The sequence below is a fragment of the Clostridium sp. ETTB3 genome (assembly GCF_053571985.1).
This window is the reverse complement of record NZ_CP199832.1, coordinates 625,201-640,837: the sequence shown is the minus strand read 5'-3', so window position 1 is coordinate 640,837 and position 15,637 is coordinate 625,201. Positions and strand designations below refer to the sequence as shown.

The window sequence follows — 15,637 nt, the reverse complement described above, 5'->3', positions numbered from 1 at the left end:
TACATTTTATAAATTAATAATATTTATATTTTAATAAAAACATAAAATGAAATTTATATTTTCAATCCCTTTATTTTACATTTAATAAACTTATTTATTTACCATTATATTCCTAAATTAAAACTCATATCATATATTAACTATATATTAATATTATTTTAGAGGTTATTATGAAAGATGTACTTAAAAAAATTAATGATTTAGAAGATCTAATTGGCCATACTCCTTTAATAGAAATTTCATTTAGATATAATCAAAAAAACATGAAAATTTATGCCAAGTTGGAATATTATAATTTAACAGGTAGTATAAAAGATAGAATTGCACTATATATGCTAAAAAAGGCTTATATAAAAAAACAGTTACATGATGAAGATCTTATTTTAGAAGCAACAAGTGGTAATACAGGAATATCATTTGCTGCTATTGGAACATATTTAGGATATAATGTTCATATTTATATGCCTGATTGGATGAGTTCTGAACGAATTAAACTTCTAGAAAGCTATAATGCTAAACTTCATTTAGTTTCAAAAGAATCTGGTGGTTTTTTAAAATGTATAGATTTAATAAATCAATGCAAGAATAATTGTCCTAATATATTTCTTCCTCAACAATTTTCTAATATAGATAACACATATTCTCATTATTATTCAACAGCACCTGAAATATACAATACATTAAAACATCATCACTTAACTCCATCAATATTAGTTGCAGGTGTAGGTACTGGTGGTACAATAATGGGTATTTATAAATACTTAAAAGAAAAAAATCATCATTTAAAAGCCTATCCACTAGAGCCTTCTTCATCACCAACATTATCAACTGGCACTCATACTGGTCATCATAGAATTCAAGGTATATCTGATGAATTTATCCCTCCAATCTTAGATTTAAATAGATTAGATAATATTATTAGTGTTGATGATGGTGATTCCATAATAATGGCTCAAAAACTTTCTAGAGAATTAGGACTTGGTGTTGGTATTTCCTCAGGTGCTAACTTTATTGGAACTGTAAAAGCATTAGAACTTAACAGTATAAATTCTGTAGCAGTAACTGTTTTTGCCGATGATAATAAAAAATATCTTTCAACTGATTTAATGAATAAAGAACCTATAAAAGAAGACTATATTTCACCTAATATACAACTTCTTGATATTAAATCCCTATAATATATTACAAAAGTAAATTATATTTTTATTTATGAATACAACTAACTAACCTTAAGCAAACTAATATTAGAAACTAATTTTAGGAGATGTTTAAATATGAAAGAAAAATTTAAAACAATATCAATATTATTATTAGGTTTGCTTTTATTTGGATTAGTTGGATGTGGTAGTGATAAAACTGCTGATAAGAAAAATCCTCCAACAAACCAAGAGTATTATGATTATTTAACAGAACGATATAATTATTATTTTAACAATTCAGATTTAGATACTAACTATGATGTATTTTTAGATAATTTTACTTATGATGGTTCATATGATGAATTTATAACTGTATATAATGATGATTATGGTCAATTAAAAAGAAATTTAGAAGCATTTAAATCTGATTTAGAAAATAATGTTATTAAAGGAAATGATGAAGTTGATAAGTATAATCAAGAAATGATTACTGCTACTGATAAAGCTATTATTGCTGTTGATGATTACATTGGTTCCTTTGGAGAAAAGGCTAAAGATTATGCAACTTTATCTAAAGATGAAGTAGTTAAAGGATTAAGATCTTTAACTTTAGATGCTCATAATGCTAGATTAGATTTAAAAAATTTATATGATGATGCTAAAGATAAATTAGGAATTAAATAGTTAAATTTTAAATGAACTCCTTTGTCATATATATTTGGAGTTCATTTTCCGTTATTGCTTAAATTAATTTTTTAATTAAATTTATTAAATGAACTTATACATTTTTTCTATTTTAAATATAGTAAATATTATTTTAATTGGAATACACTAATGAAAATTAAAATCCTAATTCTTATACATTCGTATATGTTCATGTTTAGAGTAATACAATGGATAATGTTAATGATGTTATAACTAAGTTAAATAAAAATCCTAAAGTTAAAATTGTAACTTCGGATAACTTTGTTAAGTTAATACAAGATAATGTTCCACATTGTAATTAAAATTAACTTATAATACTTTTTTAATAAAATTAAGGGGCTGTCGCACTAAAATTTTTATACACAATATATTGTAGTATTTATTCTTAATGCAACACCCCTCTTTTAAGCACTAATTCCAATTTACATTCTTTGCAACTTAAATAACTTACTTTTATATGGAGGATATAAATTATTATTTAACATAAAAATTAGTGAGCGGACTTAATTTTTCTTATTAAAATTATTATTTATAATATAATATATGTAAATAACAAATTATAGTTACATATTTTTAAAATTAATTTTTATCAGCTTTTTGAATGGCCTTTGTAATAGCTTGTGGAGGTGTACTCTTAGTCATTGCTTCACTTAATATTAAAAATACAGTATCTCCTTTTTCAATATTAAATTCCTTTATATTAACCCTTTTTATATTTGGCTCTTCACCTTCTTTAGGGCATTCATTAGGTATTATTAATGTGTCTTCACTTACTATTGCCACTAATTCTTGATTTATAACTTTTATTCCCTTTAAATATCCCTTAACCTTTATATTTATAGTATTTTCACCTGTATTTTTTTGTACTTCCTCTACAATCCCCATAAATATAGCATTAGATTCTGGCTTATTTTCTTCAGCAAAAGATTTAGTACTAAATATTAATAAAAATATTAATCCAATTGCAATTATTCTTTTGTTTTTCATAAATATCTCCTTTTATAATTATAATTTTTATATATAATTATTATCTTTCTAATATAAATAAATATTCATAATAAGTTATTGATACTTATACTTTATTATAAATTTAAATAAAATAAATATATGCCATTAAATTTGCTCACTATTTATAGGGTAAACTTAATGGCATTACTGATTTTTTATAATTACTTTTATAGTTACAACTAATTATATAGTATTTTAATTAAATTAATATTTTTAATTCAATATAGTATTTTGTTAAATTTTTCAAACCACACCTAAATTGTATCTTTTATATATTTCTTTTTGTTCCTCAACAACTAACAAATCTAATCTTTCGCTTATACTTATAGTTTCCAAGCTACCAATTCCACTTCTTTCTATAGATTCATTTAACAATATCTTGAAAGTATACATTAAAATTTTAGCTATATTCATGTTTCCTCCACTGGCAACATTTCAACCATTATAATTTAAATTTTATATTATTATAATATTAACTTTAAATTAAATAGTTAAATTTACCGTTAGTCTTATTTCGTCATTATAAATCGTCTTATTTCATTTTTATATAAACCTTAGCAAGATAATGATTTCATGACCAAATCCACAACACTATTACATGAATTTTAAAGTAACTATTAAAAATTTATTATTTACTATTTATACTCTTCTATTTTAAATTTTTCTAAATCTACCTCAGTAAACTTAGCTCTCTTAAATTTATCTTTTAATTCATAAGGTACTGTACAATCAAATATAGTTTTGCACATTATTCCCTTATCTCTAATATTCCAACTATATTCAGGACTTTGTGAAGGATCTAAAGGATGGCATCTTACACCTGGAATAAATATTGTATCCACATCTCCTTGATATCTAGTATTTAACGCCCATAAAACATCATTACTATCAAATTGATCTACATCTTCATCAACTAATATTACAGTTTTTAATTCTGAAAAAGCTAGCTATTATAAGAATATATAAAGTAAATAAAGGTATATAAGGAGCACCTATGATTCATTATATACTTTGTAAAGAAGGCTTTAATGTATCTTTAAAGAGAGTTCAAAGGAATATGAGTGAACTTTCTCTTTACTCAATAACTGTAAAAAAATATAGACCTCATTCAAATAAAAAAGTAGCAGAAGATCTAGAAAACGTTTTATAAAGAGATTTTACAACCACTTCTATTAATGAAAAATGTGTAGGAGATATTACATATATTCACACTAATATAGATGGTTGGTTCTATTTATCTTCAGTTCTTGATTTACATTCTAAAAAAATAATTGGCTATGCTTTCGGTAAAAGAGTGACTAATAATTTAGTTATTAAAGCTTTAAAATTTAAAAGAGTTTAGAATTGCACTAATAGTCAATTCTAATAATATATAATAGATTTCTCTCAAAAGGAGGATTTTGATTTCTATAAAAAATTTTTAATACAACTATAACTTCTTTCATCTTTATGTTATTATCAATACTCAATTAATACAAAAAGGATAATTTCCTTTTCATCAGAAATTATCCTCTATACATTTCTATTTTTATAATTATTTTATTGCCCCTTTTGTTACACCATTTATAATCCATTTTTGAGCAAATAAATAGAATACTAATAATGGTAATAAAGCTAAAAGATATGAAGCAAATGCTACATTATAGTTTGTCCCAAATTTTGATTGGAATATATATTGTGCTAATGGTAACGTTGCTGAACTTTGCTCACTTAGTATTACAAGTGGCATCATTACATCATTCCATGCCCAAAGAGCTGTCATTATTCCAACTGTTGCATGCATCGGCTTTAACAAAGGGAATATAATCTTCCAAAATACAGTCCATTGTTTAGCACCATCAACATAAGCCGCCTCTTCTAATTCAAGCGGAATGTTCTTCAAATATCCAACATAAAGCAATGTATTCATTGATATACCAAATACCATATAAAGAATTATCATACCAACTTTATTATCTAAATTAAAGAAACTTACTTGCTTAACAAGTGGTAACATTAACATTGAAAATGGTACAAACATTGCACTTACAAAATAAAAATATACAAATTTATAAAACTTTTTATGCATATTTCTTGCAATAGCATATGCAACTAATGAATTTGTAACAATAGTTACCACTACAGCTCCCGCTGTTATAAATAAACTATTCATTATTGTATGAAAGAAATTAGTCATCTCAATAGCTTGCTTAAAATTACTAAAACTCCATGACTTCGGAAGTGATAATATATTCCCCATCATTTCTGATGGTTGCTTAAATGCAATAACAATAGTTATATAAAGTGGAAATAATATTGTTAATGAACAAATAATAAGTAATATAGTAATTGGCAAATTAACTTTTCCATCTTCCTTCTTTATAAAAGATATTTTTTTTACTTTACTTCTATTATTAGATTTTAAACCTACCTCAGCCATTATAATTGAACCTCCCTCTTCTCTAATACTTTAATTTGGAATAATGATATAACTACAATAACTATAAAATATACAACTGAATTTGCTGATTGATATCCAAATTGACTTCCACCAAATCCTGCTTTATATATAAGCATAGAAATTGATTCTGTCGATTGAGCAGGTCCCCCACCAGTTAAGGACATTATTTGATCAAATACCATTAAGAAGTTTTTCATGCATAAAACCATATTTATTGTAAAGAATGGTGCTATTAAAGGGAATGTAATCTTTCTAAATTGTAGCCATTTCCCTGCTCCATCAATTCCACTTGCTTCATAAACATCATCTGGAATTGTTTGAAGCCCTGAAATGTAAATTATAGTATTAAACGCTATCGATTGCCACGAAACTACAATTACAACAGCTATCCAGGCTAAGCTTGTACTACCAAGTATGCTTTTACTAAGAACTTCACTCCCCATAACTTCACCTAACTTTGGAAGTATAAATGTAAAAATATAATTAAATATATATCCTACAATTAATCCACCTAAAATATTAGGTAAAAAATATAATCCTCTTAATGTAGTTTTAAATTTTATTTTTGAATTTAACGCTAATGCTAATGTTAAACTTATTAAATTTACTATTATTGTTGTAACTATAGCAAATTTAAAGGTAAACATATATGAATTTATCACCCTTGAATCAGTAAATAAATCTTTAAAATTCATTAATCCAATAAAATCAAAATCTCCAAATCCTCTAAAATTAGTAAAACTATACATTCCCCCTTTTAATAACGGGAATGTGTGAAATAAGAAAAATACAACAATCATTGGTATTATTGTACACAAGAAAAATCTATCTCTTTTTTTCATTTCTATTCACCCCTTCATACTATTCTTTAATATACTGTCTATTTGCCTTTAACCATTCCTTTTGAAAATTATTTAAGAACTTGTTCTTATCCCCATCTAAAAGATATGTTTGTATCATATCAGATGCTGGTAATTCTGCTGGATAATAATGATCTTGGAAGTCAACAACCCTTGAATTTTCAAAGAATTCATCAAACCCTTCAAATTTTGAATCTTCTTGCACTACCCCCTTAACTGCTGAGAATGCACTTTGTTCATCTATATAAGTTTTCGCATTTTCTTCTTCTAATAAAAAGTTTATAAACCTTATACTTTCCTCTTTATTCTTAGAATCTTTAGTAATAGCAAAATATACATCTACACCAGAAACTAATTTATTTTCCTCTTCATTATTAGATGCAGGTAACGGAAACATTCCTAGATTTAAATCTGGATTTACAGTTAAAATTGCAGGAATTGCATAACTACCTTGTAAATACATTGCAGACTCCCCGTTAGCAAATGCTGTATTACCATCATTATAACCAACACCAAAGTTGTCAGAATGTCCATATTTCATTAACTTCATAATCTTATCTGTTGTTTCAGAATAAATTTCATTAAATGTAGTTTCCTTACTATTTACCTTCTTAAAAGAATCACTACTAACTAAAGTACTTGCTATAGTGTTCCATACAGGTAAGGAAGTCCATGACTCCTTTAATGTAAAGTAAAACGGTGTTATACCATTATCTTGTACAGTTTGAGCTAGCCCTAAAAATTCATCCCATGTTTTAGGTATTGATAACCCTAATTCCTCAAATATATCTTTATTATATATAACTCCACTTGCATTTAATGCATATGGCACACCGTAAATTCCATCTACTCTTTCAATTTCCAACTCCTTTAGCATTTGATTATAAATCGGATCAATAACACTAAAATCTATTTTCCCACTTAAATCTTCTAATATATTAGCATCTACAAAATCCGCAAAACTTCTATCTGCTGATAGTGAAATAATATCTGGTGCATCACCTTTTACTAATCTAGTCTTTAATACAGTTGTTGCATCTGGTGGTGCACTAACAACTACATCTATATCTGGATTTTCGGCTTCAAATTTTTCTACAAGTTTATTATAGGTATCTACAGCTTCTATCTTATTACTAAAGAACACTATCTGCTTTTTACTATTATTATCAATCCCAATACTACTTGTACAACCTGTTAATAATGTTGTTGCCATTGATATTGATACTAAAATTGTTGCTATCACCTTTTTCTTTCCCATTATCTCATCCCTCTCTTATTACATCGTTTACATAATTATATTTTAAAACTTTTTATAATAATTCTAAATAGATTAATGTAATTAAAACATGTCTAAATGTTAGTTTTATTATTTGAAGTATATCTTTTAATTAATATATATTGAAATATATCTCCTTCTAATTTAAAATTTATATATAGCTTTAATAAGACCATATCTAAATATTAGATTTAGGAGGATTTATGTTAGATATATACTTTTTAGAAAATACTAATCGAAGTTTTAATGATTTATATCTCTGTTACTGCGGATTAGAAAAATGTGTTCCTTTATATTCATTTGGTCCAGCTGTTCGCCCCAATTATTTAATTCATTATGTATTGGATGGAGAAGGCTATTATTATGTAAATGACAATAAATATAAAGTTAGAAAAAATCAAGGTTTCTTAATCGAACCTAATGTTGTTACATTTTATCAAGCTGATAAAGATAATCCTTGGACATATCTTTGGATTGGTATCGATGGTGATAAAGCTAAACTTTATCTCAATTCTGTTGGATTAGATTCTGAACATTTAATTTTTACTCATGAAAAAGATGATGCTTTAAAAGAATATGTATTAGAAATGTTAAAACATCATACAATGTCTGATTCTGATGCTTTTAAAATTGAAGGATTATTATACTTATTCTTCTCAAAACTGTGTGAAAATCATAAAGAAACCTCATCATTAACAAGGGAGGAAAATACTAATAATTACATAAATAAAGCAATTGAATTTATTCAAAATAATTATCATAATTCTATAAAGGTAACAGACATTGCTAATTATATTTGTTTAAATAGAAGTTATTTGACTTCCATTTTTCAAAGCAATTTAAATATGTCTCCTCAAAAATTCTTAATGAAATTTAGAATAACTAAAGCTGCTGAATTATTATATAATACTGACCTTCCAATTGCTAATATAGCATACTCCTGTGGCTATAGTGATCCTCTAGCCTTTTCTAAAACATTTAAAAAAATTAAAGGAGTTAGCCCTAAAGAATATAGAGATACAAAAAAAGAAACAACTAAAAAATTTCTTTTATCTCAATAAAACAAAACTGGTTTGTATTTTTTTATTACAAACCAGTTTTTATTTGTATTTACATTTTTATGAATTATGTTGTTTCTAAATGCTCATCTTTATTTAAATCTTCAAGTATAGCTTCATATTCTTTTTCAGTTAAATTATATCTTCTTAAAGATATAATACTACATACCGCAATTATTCCTGGTATTATTGAATACATTATATGTATTCCATTTAATGTATTTACGGTTTGTGCTACATTTGCCTCATATCCAAAAAATGCTAATGCATATCCACATAAAGCCCCACCTATTGCACTTGCAAGTTTTGTTTTAAATATATTTGAAGAGAATATCATTCCCTCTGATCTTTTACCTGTTTTCCATTCCCCATACTCAACACAATCTGCAACCATTGATGCTAAAGATATATTGGCTGCCCCTTCAGCAAGCCCCATAAAAGCATTTATCACTAACATCATTTTTAAGCTTGAATATTTTAATAAAAATATTGATAAAAAGCCAATAGCATTAATTGCTATTCCAAATAAGGCTGTTTTTCTTTTTCCCAGTATTTTTGTTATACTAGGTGTACAAATTCCACCAAGCATTCCTGTTGTTATACTAATTCCAGTTACTAAAGGAATATATAATTCTGCATTGAAATTATACTTTATATAATATATTGAAAACCCATTTCTTAGAGCATAAGTTATTTCTAACATTAACATAGATATTAATACAATTCTTAAAGGTCTATTTGTTTTAAAAAGTTCTTTTAATTGCTTAATTCCTTGTTTTTGTGGCTTTCTATTTGTATTTATTTCTCTAACTCCCCATACAGTAACCCAAGTACAAATTGCAGCTGTTATAGAATATACTATTGCTACTATCGTCCAATTTCCAAACTTAGCTACTAATGGGAGAGTAAATACTGAAACAACTAAACTCCCTCCAAAGGCAATGGTTCTAGCTGATGTTATAATTTTAGTTCTTCCTTGTGCTGATTGAGTTATATTAGCAGATAATGACCAATAAGGTGTATCCATAGCGGTAAAACATATACCCCATAGTATATAAGATATATATACCCAAACTATTTTTCCTGTATCACTTAAATTTGGTGATGAAAAACACATTATCGTCGCTATTCCCATGAATATTGGAACAAATAAAAGATATGGTCTACTCTTACCCATCTTAGACTTTGTATTATCAACAATCATTCCCATAATAGGATCTGTAATTGCATCGATTATTCTTGCAACCAAAAACAATGTACCTACAGCTGCTGCACTTATCCCAAAGCTATCCGTTAAATAAATTGTTAAATATGTACCTATCATTGCACATATAATATTATTTCCTAAACTCCCCATTCCAAAAGAAATTAACGTTTTCATAGAAACGTCACTTTCATTCCTATTTACTTTCTCTAATACTTCCATATTTAATACCTCTCTTATTATCACTTTTTTGCTATAATTGTTTTATTATAACTATTATGTTTGTTTCTACATTTTAATTATAATCATCGCTATTGCTCTCGAAAACGTATTAATGTTTTTAAAATATGGTTAAATGTTAGATATATTATTAAAACTCTAAAAAAGATAGCATAAAACTACTATTTAAATTTATGCTATCTTAATATTTATATTATAAATTTTTAATCAACTTTTCTTAAAGTCCAGTTCTTAGCTTGATAGTCTCCCATAAGTTCTCCAATTTCAAGCCCTATATACATAAGTTCATCTCCACCAAATACTTCTCCAGTTTCAATTACTTCATATAATGAATTTTCATCTAAAGCCTTAACTTTTAATCGTCTTGGTATTACATTAGCTTCAGCATACTTCTTAACATAACTTACTACTACTTCTTTGCCATCTTTAGATAAATTCATCCAAGCTGCTTCATTACTATCAAATGAGCTTTTCAATCTATACAAATCTCCAAATTGAACAGTACTTCTAATATTTTTATAAAACTCAACTTGCTTTTTAACTTCTTCTTTTTCTTCTTCATTCATTTTAGTTACATCTAATTCATAACCAAAGCTTCCTGCCATTGCTACTACTCCCCTTGTATTAAGTGGTGTAATTCTATGAACTTGATGATTTGGTACAGCGGATACATGGCTTCCCATCGAACTGGTTGGATATACTAATGATGTTCCCTCTTGAATCATTAATCTTTCTATTGCATCTGTATCATCACTTGTCCAAGTTTGTGGCATATAGTATAACATTCCACCATCAAATCTTCCACCGCCACCAGAGCAACTTTCGAACAGTATATTAGGAAAATTAGAAGTTATATTTTCTAATATTTTATATAAACCTAACATGTATCTATGAGCAATTTCCTTTTGTTTTTTTGCAGGCCATGCTGTTGATCCTATTTCTGTCATATTTCTATTCATATCCCATTTAACATATGATATAGGTGCTGATTTCAACACATCTGTAATCATTTTTATTACAGCTTCACAAACTTCATCTCTAGATAAATCTAATATAAGCTGTTTTCTTGCTTCGGATCTTATTCTTCCATCAATATGAATACACCAATCTGGATGTTCTTCATATAACTTACTTTTTGGTGAAATCATTTCTGGTTCAAACCATAAACCAAATTGCATTCCCATTTTATTAATATCTGTAGCTAAAGAATTTAATCCTCCTTTAAGCTTTTCCTCGTTTACAAACCAATCTCCAAGTGAGCAATCATCATTATTTCTTTCTCCAAACCAACCATCATCTAAAACAAATAATTCTATCCCAAGCTTACTAGATTCCTTAGCAATCTCTTTAATTTTTTCATTATTAAAATCAAAATATGTTGCTTCCCAATTATTTATAAGTATTGGTCTTTCCTTATCTCTATGAGTTCCTCTACATAATCTTTCTCTATATAAATCATGATAAATATGAGACATTCCTGTTAATCCATTAGGTGAATATACCATAACAACTTCTGGTGTTTGGAATGATTGTCCTGATTCTAAATTCCAAGTAAAATCAAATGGATTTATACCAATTTGTGTTCTTGCATTACTATGCATATCTACTTCAACACTAGCTAAAAAGTTTCCACTATAAATTAAATTAAATCCATAAACCTCTCCTTTATCTTCTGTTGCATCTTTACTTACTAATGCTATAAATGGATTTTGAGCATGACTACTTGCTCCTCTTCTACTTTCAATACATTGTCCACCACTTCTTAAAGCTGTTCTTACTATATGTCTTTCCCTAGCCCAAGAACCTGATAATTGAATTAAATCAAACTCACTATGTGTAAAATCAACATTCGCACTTAAAGCTCTTAATATATCAACTTCATCATTACTATCATTTATAACTTTACAACTTCTTGTTATTGAATCATAATTTTCAAATACAGTATAGGATAATATAACTCTTAAGTTAGCTACTTCATCTTTTAATGTTATTTCTAAACTCTCTACTTCATCTTCTTTTTCAGCATAAGTTGCAGGTAATCCTTCAAGTTTTTTCTTTCCTCTGTAAATTTCATGACTCTCATACCTAAAATCTGTTACTGTAGTTCCATTTGCTAGCTTTACTTGAATTGCAGGTGAACGCAAATCCGGACTTCCATAGCTTGGATATTCTTGTGCTATAACTTCTAAGTGCAATGCATCTATATTATCTAAATCCGCTAAAAAGCTTCCACAAGCCCTCTTTTTAACTACATAATTTATTTTATTAGAATTAATTTTTCTTCCCCAATATAGATTAATTAAATGTCCTGTTTCTAAAACACTTAAAATATAACTAGTCCTTTTTGATTGAATGTGAAATAATTTATTATCTTCATTAAATATAATCCCCATATTATCCTCCTACTTATATATATTTCCACCTCTGTACAACATTTTCATGATATATTTATATTGTACTTTTATATATAATTTAAAACTATGACCATATGTCATTAATATATGTCTAAATGTTGTATAATAAAAATATAGTATGATGAGCATACTTAGTGATAGTTAATAAAGATATAGTTGTAGATATTTATTTTAGCAAAAATTTATTTAGAAAACTATAAAAATACCTTTTTCCAATATAGGATTAGCCTGTATGCTCAATTCACAAAAAATAGTTTCTATAATCACTTATTGCTACTTCAATATAAGCAAAAGGCTCATGTGCAACTAGTCTCATTCCATAAGAATTATATATTAATGTATATAAAGCAATTCCATTTTCCCCATATAAGCCTTAGAAACCCAACTATCTATGACCACAAATCACCTTCAAGGTCAAGTTAAATATTTAATTGACCCTAAAGGTAACTACACTTTTCTTATCTTTTTTAAAATGGTAATTTTCCTTTACCCATAAATTTAATTACTACTTTATCAATATCTAACCCACTAGCTCCAAAGTATAATTTAATATAATGATTCACACCAAAAATAAATCCTAACTCCCTACTTTCAGTAACCCATTCACCTTCTGTTCCTCTAATAGTAATAGTTGATTTTAGTGCATTGTCGTAATAAATAGAAAGTGGTAATTGAGATAATGATCCTTGCTCTGATTTCATTGTTATCTCGATATTATAAAGTCCAAGTTCATTTAAAGATATTCCAAAAACCTCTGAATCACCTTTTTTATTATTAAAATTGCTTGCATCTATAATAATATCATTGCTATCCTTATCTGCATAATAATAAACAATATCCTCTAGTGAAATATTCCCATCATCATCTTGTCCATTAATTTCTTCTAAATCTTCTTTACTTATTAAATTTAGCTCATGTAACATTGCTTGTGATTTCATAATAAATTTTAATATATTTTTAGCATTTCTTTGCAAATCACTTCTTGTAACTTCTCCAGCTTCAAACCTTTCCTTAACATTGTCATTTTCAGGATTTTCTAATGAATTTGATACACACATATATAAATCATTTTGTGCTAGCACCATAGGAGCTTTATTTTCTCTTGTGGACTTTTCACCTTCAGTATTTGCTTCTGCCCACCAATCTGTCATTACTATACCATCAAATCCCCATTCTTTTCGTAAAATAGTAGTACATAAATCATAACTTCCTGCTGTCCATATCCCATTTACAGGGTTATAAGTAGTCATAACAGAGCGTGCTTTACCTTCTTTAACTGCAATTTCAAATCCTTTTAAATAAATTTCACGAAGTGCTCTTTCTGATACTATTGAATCTACAAAACGCCTTGAAGCCTCTTGATTATTGGCACAAACATGTTTAATTGTTGCTGTAGATCCAGCTTCTTGAATACCAATAACTTGAGCTGCACCTATCTTTCCAGTTAGTATTGGATCTTCTGATACGTACTCAAAGTTTCTTCCGTTTAATGGATTTCTATGAATATTCATTCCAGGTCCTAAAAGAGAATCTATCTTATTTCTACATAACTCTATTCCAGTCATTTTATAAAGTTTTTTAACTAAATCAACATTAAACGTACATCCTAATGCTGTCCCATTTGGCAGTGAAAATGCATTTGTTCCACAATCCATTCTTATACCTGATGGACCATCAGCACAACATGCAACAGGTATTCCAAAATTTCTTAATGATTCAGTAATTCCACCAAATGCAGCTGCTGTTCCTGGAGTAACCTTAGGACTACACATTCCCTCTCCTCTAAACATACAAATTAAATCATTGTAACTTAACTGTGCTACAAAATCATCTAACTTTACTTTATTTTCAAATACATCAGCAAGCTTATACCCTCTATCCCCTGTATAAATTATTTCTTCATCACGATTTTTAAACATTCTCTCTTTAGGATTTATTCTTCTCATAGGAACTTCTTCATTTTCTATATTAAATTTATTATTTTCATCTAATATAGGCTTAATTCTTTTAAAATTAACTATTGGTGCACAAGCCTCTTCTAAACTTTCTACTATTGTAAATTTTTCATCGTATTGCCCTGATTCTTCAGCATTTCTAACATCTGCTCCTATATAAATCTTATATAAACCTTCTTCTAAGATATAACAAGATTTATATCCGGTTACACCACTATCATCATAAGAAGCTATATAACTTTTAGGTATATTTATTATTAACTTTTCACATTCACCGGGTTTAATAATACCTGTCTTCTTAAATCCAACAAGAGCTCTTACTGGCTTTCCAAGTTTACCTTGTGGCGCTTCTATATAAACTTGTACAACTTCTTTCCCTGACATATTGCCATTGTTAGTTACATTTGCTTCAACAACTATTTCCTCATGTATTGATTCAACTAATTTCCCCTTAATATCAAAACTTGTATATGATAATCCATATCCAAAAGGATACATAACCTTTTCTTTTGCAAAACTTTCAAAATATCTATACCCTACATAAATATCCTCTTCATAATAATTTCTCTCTGGATCTCCGAAATTTTTAGTAGATGGATAATCTTCTATATTTTTTGCAATAGTATCAGTTAACTTTCCACATGGATTTACTCTTCCAGTTAAAACATCAATAACTCCATTTCCCCCTTCTTGCCCACCTTGCCAAGCATAAAGTACTGCTGATGGATTATACTCATCTACCCATTTCATATCTATAATATTACCAACATTTAAAACTACTACAGTTCTCCTAAATGATTTGCTCACTTTTTTTATCATATCTTTTTCAACATCTGTTAAAAGATAACTTCCAGCCTCATTTTTACTATCTTGATCCTCACCTGCAGTACGGCCTATCATAACTAATGCAATATCATTTTCCTTAGCTACTCTTAATATATAATCTTCTACTTTCATTTCTTTTTGCGACCACGGTACAGTTCCCCATCCATGCCCTTCATCATATGGATTTTCTTTAATCCACTCACTATATATTTCTAATAAGTCTTCATCTAAAACAATATCCTTTTCATTCCTTAAAGCATCTAGTATACTTACCACATATTTTGTATTTACAAGTCCTCCAGAACCTAATCCACTTTTATAATAATTAAAAGCACTTCGACCAAAAACTGCTACCTTATCTCCTTTTTTTAGTGGAAGTGTATTATTATCATTTTTTAATAATACACAGCTTTCAGCTGCAACTTCTCTAGCAAGCCTTGCATATTCCTTTAAATCTAAACTATATTTTCCCATAATATCCTCCTTAAATTATTCTCACCCTTTATCATTCAT

12 protein-coding genes and 2 pseudogenes are annotated in these 15,637 nt (G+C 27.5%); 4 read left to right on the top strand and 10 right to left on the bottom strand.

Annotated features, from left to right (window positions below):
* Positions 1-170 precede the first annotated feature (170 nt).
* The gene (locus ACUN06_RS03175) at positions 171-1,178 is read left to right on the top strand and encodes a PLP-dependent cysteine synthase family protein (protein ID WP_294126457.1); all 1,008 of its coding nucleotides are present in this window, start codon (positions 171-173) and stop codon (positions 1,176-1,178) included.
* A 96-nt stretch (positions 1,179-1,274) separates the two neighbouring features.
* Positions 1,275-1,823: a hypothetical protein gene (locus tag ACUN06_RS03170; protein ID WP_291731038.1), complete on the top strand. Its 549-nt coding sequence runs from the start codon at positions 1,275-1,277 to the stop codon at positions 1,821-1,823.
* Positions 1,824-2,423: 600 nt separating this feature from the next.
* On the opposite strand, the gene ACUN06_RS03165 is transcribed toward ACUN06_RS03170, so the two are convergent.
* From ACUN06_RS03165 to ACUN06_RS03155, 3 genes and pseudogenes are all read right to left on the bottom strand, one after another.
* The gene (locus ACUN06_RS03165) at positions 2,424-2,831 is read right to left on the bottom strand and encodes a hypothetical protein (protein WP_291731041.1); all 408 of its coding nucleotides are present in this window, start codon (positions 2,829-2,831) and stop codon (positions 2,424-2,426) included.
* A 264-nt stretch (positions 2,832-3,095) separates the two neighbouring features.
* Complete coding sequence (locus tag ACUN06_RS03160; protein ID WP_291731043.1) at positions 3,096-3,266, bottom strand: hypothetical protein; 171 nt, start codon at positions 3,264-3,266, stop codon at positions 3,096-3,098.
* A 221-nt stretch (positions 3,267-3,487) separates the two neighbouring features.
* Positions 3,488-3,796, bottom strand: a pseudogene (locus ACUN06_RS03155) (UbiD family decarboxylase); the annotation flags it as partial.
* Between the two features lie 41 nt (positions 3,797-3,837).
* Between ACUN06_RS03155 and ACUN06_RS03150 the strand changes: the two are divergent.
* Positions 3,838-4,179 (top strand): annotated as a pseudogene (locus tag ACUN06_RS03150) (IS3 family transposase); the annotation flags it as partial.
* Positions 4,180-4,386: 207 nt separating this feature from the next.
* Here ACUN06_RS03150 and ACUN06_RS03145 read toward each other — a convergent pair.
* The 3 genes from ACUN06_RS03145 to ACUN06_RS03135 are packed head-to-tail and all read right to left on the bottom strand — an operon-like array spanning position 4,387 to position 7,410.
* Positions 4,387-5,271 carry a carbohydrate ABC transporter permease gene (locus tag ACUN06_RS03145; RefSeq protein ID WP_042397752.1) on the bottom strand — a complete coding sequence of 295 codons (885 nt, stop codon included), beginning with the start codon at positions 5,269-5,271 and terminating at the stop codon, positions 4,387-4,389.
* Positions 5,271-6,134 carry a carbohydrate ABC transporter permease gene (locus ACUN06_RS03140; RefSeq protein ID WP_294127689.1) on the bottom strand — a complete coding sequence of 288 codons (864 nt, stop codon included), beginning with the start codon at positions 6,132-6,134 and terminating at the stop codon, positions 5,271-5,273. Before ACUN06_RS03140 ends, ACUN06_RS03145 begins: the two co-directional genes overlap by 1 nt.
* Before the next feature lie 19 nt (positions 6,135-6,153).
* Complete coding sequence (locus ACUN06_RS03135; protein ID WP_449390086.1) at positions 6,154-7,410, bottom strand: ABC transporter substrate-binding protein; 1,257 nt, start codon at positions 7,408-7,410, stop codon at positions 6,154-6,156.
* A gap of 221 nt (positions 7,411-7,631) precedes the next feature.
* On the opposite strand from ACUN06_RS03135, the gene ACUN06_RS03130 reads away from it, so the two are divergent.
* On the top strand, positions 7,632-8,489 hold the full coding sequence (locus ACUN06_RS03130; RefSeq protein WP_302570527.1) for an AraC family transcriptional regulator: 858 nt from the start codon (positions 7,632-7,634) through the stop codon (positions 8,487-8,489).
* Between the two features lie 64 nt (positions 8,490-8,553).
* Here ACUN06_RS03130 and ACUN06_RS03125 read toward each other — a convergent pair whose 3' ends face one another.
* The 4 genes from ACUN06_RS03125 to ACUN06_RS03110 all read right to left on the bottom strand — a co-directional run bounded on the left by ACUN06_RS03125 (position 8,554) and on the right by ACUN06_RS03110 (position 15,598).
* The gene (locus tag ACUN06_RS03125; RefSeq protein WP_294127692.1) at positions 8,554-9,912 is read right to left on the bottom strand and encodes an MFS transporter; all 1,359 of its coding nucleotides are present in this window, start codon (positions 9,910-9,912) and stop codon (positions 8,554-8,556) included.
* Between the two features lie 221 nt (positions 9,913-10,133).
* The gene (locus tag ACUN06_RS03120) at positions 10,134-12,323 is read right to left on the bottom strand and encodes an alpha-galactosidase (protein ID WP_449390085.1); all 2,190 of its coding nucleotides are present in this window, start codon (positions 12,321-12,323) and stop codon (positions 10,134-10,136) included.
* Positions 12,324-12,585: 262 nt separating this feature from the next.
* Entirely contained in the window at positions 12,586-12,660 is a 75-nt protein-coding gene (locus ACUN06_RS03115; protein ID WP_294161205.1) for a hypothetical protein, read from the bottom strand.
* Positions 12,661-12,811: 151 nt separating this feature from the next.
* On the bottom strand, positions 12,812-15,598 hold the full coding sequence (locus ACUN06_RS03110) for a glycoside hydrolase family 3 C-terminal domain-containing protein (protein WP_449390084.1): 2,787 nt from the start codon (positions 15,596-15,598) through the stop codon (positions 12,812-12,814).
* Between the last annotated feature and the right edge of the window lie 39 nt (positions 15,599-15,637).